Here is a 3551-nt window from a genome sequence, read left to right as displayed (position 1 = left end):
GGTGGGTGACATCGTTGATGGCTGGCGGCTGCGACGGAGCTGGCATTGGCCGCAAAGCCACAACGACGTCGTGCAGAAACTGCTGCGCAAAGCGCGCAAGGGCGCCAACATCACCTACATCGCCGGCAACCATGACGAGTTCGCCCGCCAGTTCCAGGGCGTGCATTTCGGCGGCATCGTCGTTGCCGATCGCGCCATCCACGAGACCGCCGACGGCAAGCGGCTGCTCGTCATCCATGGCGACCAGTTCGACACCGTGGTCCACAATGCGCGCTGGCTCGCCTATCTCGGTGACCACGCCTATGACGCGGCCATGCTGGTCAACCGCGTGGTGACGCGGCTGCGCCAGCTGCTCGGCCTGCCTTATTGGTCCTTTTCGTCTTGGGCCAAGCACAACGTCAAGAAGGCGGTGAACTTCATCGGCTCGTTCCAGACCATGCTTGCCGACGAGGCGCGCCGTTCGCATGTCGATGGCGTCATCTGCGGCCACATCCATCATGCCGTCATCGAAAATTTTGGCGATGTCCAGTACATCAACACCGGCGACTGGGTGGAAAGTTGTACGGCTGTGGTCGAGCATTTTGACGGCCGCATGGAAATCCTGACTTGGGCGCAGGTGCTGCCCGAGGTGCCGGACGAGCCCTTTATCCCGCTGCTCATCGAGGACCGGGTAGGGCAGGCGGCCTAGTCCGAAGTCCTTTCGGCTTCGGAATCAATCAATTAGTCCAACCGGTTTCGTCCGGTTTTCGTCCATGTTAAGGGATCGATACGCGTTGCCCTCCGGCCGAATACAGCGCGATTGGATCGATTCATGTCCCTGCCGCAGCTCTCGCCCGAACAACTCGTCAAGCCGCGCCATTTCGAACTGCGCATGAGCCTGATGTTCGCGACGCTTTTCGTGCCGCTCGGAACGCATTTGCCGTATTTTCCGTTGTGGCTGCAGGCCAAGGGTTTTCATGCCGAGCAGATCGCGGTCATTCTGGCGGCGCCGATGTTCCTGCGCGTGGTGACGACGCCGCTGCTGACCGCGCTGGCCGACCGTGCCAGGGACCGCGCCGATGTCTATGTCGCGCTGATGGCTGCGTCGCTGCTTTTGTCGGCAGGTTATTTCCTGACACCCACCTATGCGATGGTGCTGGCGGTCTCGCTGACGCTGACCATCGTCTGGACGCCGCATTCGCCGATCGCCGATTCGCTGGCTCTTTCGGGTGTCCGCCGCTTCGGTTCGAACTACACAAGCATGCGCAAATGGGGCTCGATTTCCTATTTGTTCGCCAATATCGCCGGCGGCTTCATTCTGTCGGTAACCGGTTCACAAGCCGTTCCGGTTATCATTCTGGTGGCGTTTGCCGCCGCCCTTGCCGCCGGCCTGCTGGCGCCGCGCCTTGGCCGTCCGCGGCGCGCCTCGCCGCTGTCGGCCACCGACATCCAGCATTCAGCGCCGAAGCTTCTCAACCCGTATTTCCTGTATTTTTCCACGGGCGTCGGCGTCATCACCGCCAGCCACGCATTCCTCTACGGTTTCGTCTCCATCTACTGGAAGTCGATCGGCCTCGGCGATTCGGTAGTCGGTCTCTTATGGGCTTGGGGCGTGGTGTCGGAAGTCTGCATGTTCATGATGTTCACCCGCTTTTTCGGCCGGTTCTCCGTCGTGTCGGTCATGGTGATGGCCGGAATCGGCTCCATCGTGCGCTGGATCGCCTTTCCGCTGGTCTGGCCGCTCGGCCTCGGCATTCCCGGCTTCTTCGCTGTCCAGTCGCTGCACTCGGTCTCGGTGGCGCTGGGGCTGATCGGGCTGCAGAAGATGATCGGCGAAACGATCTCCGAGGAGCGGACAGGTGCCGCGCAAGGCATTGCCTATTTCTCCAACGGCTTCTTCATGGCGGTGGTGACGCTGGCGTCCGGCCCGCTCTACGACCGTCTCGGTGTCGACGGCTTCTTTGCCATGATCCCGATTGCGTTGATCGGACTGGCGCTGATCGGCCTTGCTGCGCGCTCAGCCCCAGAGCGCCGTATCGGGCGGTGACACCAGCGATCCCTGGTAGACAAGGCCCGGTACCCGGTCGCGGGCAAGCAGCAGCGGACCGTCGAGGTCGACGAAATCGGCATGCTGGGCAAGCAGCACCGCTGGCGCCATCGCCAATGAGGTGCCGACCATGCAGCCGACCATCACGCCGAAACCGAGTTCGCGGGCGCGATCGCGCAGCACCAGTGCCGCCGTCAGGCCCCCCGACTTGTCGAGCTTGATGTTGACGGCATCGTAAAGACCGACAAGCGCTTCGAGATTCTTAGCCTCGTGCACGCTTTCATCGGCGCAGATCGGCACCGGATGGGCGATATGGCGCAGGATCTCGTCATGACCGGCCGGCAGCGGCTGTTCGATCAGCGCGATGCTTTGTTCGGCGGCAAAGGCGAGGTTCGCAACGATGTTGTCGTCGCTCCAGCCCTCATTGGCGTCGAGGATGATGCGGCTGTCTGGCGCTGCCTGCCTGACCGCCCGGATGCGGGCAATGTCGTTGTCGCCGCCGATCTTGACCTTGAGCAGCGGCCGCGCCGCATTGGCGCGGGCCTGCGCCGCCATCGCCTCCGGCTCGCCCAGCGACAGCGTGTAGGCGGTTTCGAGCGCCTGCAAGGGAACAGCACCTATCGCAACCGCCACCGATGTTCCGCTGAGCTTCGCCTCCAGATCCCATAGGGCGCAGTCTAAGGCGTTGCGGGCGGCTCCGGCCGGCATGGCATCGAGCAAGGCGCTGCGGCTGATGCCATCGGCGATCCGGCCGCGCATGGCGTCGATCGCCTCGCGCACGCCCTCAATCGTCTCGCCATAGCGCTTGTAGGGGACGCATTCGCCGCGGCCGAAATGGCCGCCGTCGCTGATCGTGCAGGAGATCACTTCGGCTTCGGTCTTGGAACCGCGCGAAATGGTGAAGGTTCCGGCGATGGGAAAACGCTCGGCCTCGACCGAAATGACACGCGCCATATTTTTCTGCTCCTGCTGTGCGACAAGCGTTGTCGGCAAATCGACAGGTCAGACCCGTCAGGCTAAACAGGACGCCATGTTGACCATCGGCAAGCGCGACGCAAGCGGCACGACCGCAGGGGAGGCTGACCACGAACCGCGCGTGGCGATCGGCGAGGAGGACGGCGTTCTTGGCTGCGCTTTCTCCGGAATCTGGACGACACGGACCGTTGCACTCGTCGACGCCGACATGCGCAAGATCGAAAAGCGAAGCGGCTTCAAAATCTTGGCGCTCGATGTTTCCAAGATCGAGAAGATGGACACTGCCGGCGCCTGGCTGATCGACCGGCTGGTCAGCGCCTTCGAGAAGAAGGGTGTCGAAATCCAGATGCAAGGCCAGAGCGAGATCGCTTCGATCCTGCTCGAAGCTGTCGGCGAGGCCGTGCGGCGCGAACCCGAATCCGGCCCGGTGCGACCGCCCAACATCGTCATTCGCGCGCTGGAGGCGGTTGGCCGCCGGGTCTACGAGATGCGCGACGATTTTCTGGCCTCGATGAACATCCTCGGCGCCATCATCCGTGGCGCGCAGATG

At 63.0% G+C, this 3551-nt stretch carries 4 protein-coding genes; 3 read left to right on the top strand and 1 reads right to left on the bottom strand.

Going from position 1 to position 3551, the window contains the following annotated elements:
* Together ENZ75_RS25185 and ENZ75_RS25180 are read left to right on the top strand one after the other, a co-directional pair.
* The coding region (locus tag ENZ75_RS25185) for a UDP-2,3-diacylglucosamine diphosphatase (RefSeq protein WP_164887986.1) at window positions 1-688 on the top strand (688 nt) is incomplete at its 5' end.
* A 123-nt stretch (window positions 689-811) separates the two neighbouring features.
* Complete coding sequence (locus ENZ75_RS25180; protein WP_063167911.1) at window positions 812-2026, top strand: MFS transporter; 1215 nt, start codon at window positions 812-814, stop codon at window positions 2024-2026.
* Here the strand turns inward: ENZ75_RS25180 and dgcA are convergent.
* Window positions 1997-2980: an N-acetyl-D-Glu racemase DgcA gene (dgcA, locus tag ENZ75_RS25175; RefSeq protein ID WP_063167912.1), complete on the bottom strand. Its 984-nt coding sequence runs from the start codon at window positions 2978-2980 to the stop codon at window positions 1997-1999. The two genes, ENZ75_RS25180 and dgcA, sit on opposite strands and share 30 nt — an antisense overlap.
* A gap of 76 nt (window positions 2981-3056) precedes the next feature.
* Between dgcA and ENZ75_RS25170 the strand changes: the two genes are divergently transcribed.
* On the top strand, window positions 3057-3551 hold a 495-nt coding region (locus tag ENZ75_RS25170; protein ID WP_128278395.1), incomplete at its 3' end, for an STAS domain-containing protein.

Source organism: Mesorhizobium sp. M7A.F.Ca.CA.002.04.1.1 (assembly GCF_004022805.1).
Taxonomy (GTDB): domain Bacteria; phylum Pseudomonadota; class Alphaproteobacteria; order Rhizobiales; family Rhizobiaceae; genus Mesorhizobium; species Mesorhizobium ciceri.
This window is presented reverse-complemented; position numbering and strand designations above follow the sequence as displayed.